This window comes from Vibrio sp. 1562 (assembly GCF_033340155.1).
Taxonomy (GTDB): Bacteria; Pseudomonadota; Gammaproteobacteria; order Enterobacterales; family Vibrionaceae; genus Vibrio; species Vibrio alginolyticus.
Genome location: NZ_JAWOVY010000544.1, coordinates 1 through 601 on the forward strand (window position 1 = coordinate 1; position 601 = coordinate 601).

The 601-nt window shown below is 45.4% G+C and carries 1 protein-coding gene; it reads right to left on the minus strand.

All coding sequences use genetic code 11. The features are described from left to right. The coding region (locus R7Z49_RS26305; protein ID WP_318112604.1) for an FAD-dependent oxidoreductase at positions 1-263 on the minus strand (263 nt) is incomplete at its 3' end. Between the last annotated feature and the right edge of the window lie 338 nt (positions 264-601).

A 601-nucleotide genomic window follows, 5' to 3' on the forward strand; every position in this document is an offset into this window, starting at 1 on the left:
CGTTTTAAGGTCGGAAGCTTTGTCGACCAAGTCAGCATGCAACCACCATTCGCTCCAGACGCGCCACTGCCGCACAGGCCCTTTTCTATCACAACAACATGCTTTTTCGGTGCTTGCTGTTTGATCATAATGGCGGTCCAAAGTCCGGTGTAACCACCGCCAATAATCGCGACATCAGCGTCGATATCTTCATTCAGTGGCTTAGCTGGTTGAGGCTGTTCAAGTTCAAGCGCTTGCTTAAACCAGTAAGATAGGTGTGCCATTGTTTTTCCTTCGTGTCATTCATGAACTTGTTTTCGAGAAGCTCACTGTACAAACGATGCGCAGTTTCAACGAGCAAGAAAAACTATCGCTGCACGTAAGAAAAAATGACGCCACGCGGCAAAGTGTCCTGACACTTCCTTACTCACTCATACAATACCTGCCGTGGTTTTTCTCTTAGAATCCCGAACAAACGAACACTGTTCAAAATTAATTTTGAGTACGTTGGAATCAGCAAGAACACACCTCCTATTTATGCCTTGTGCATCTCTCCATTTTCGTGTTCCTCGCTGTTATTTCTCGTGCTGTTAAAACAGAACCCCAGTTAAGACAAGCTCTT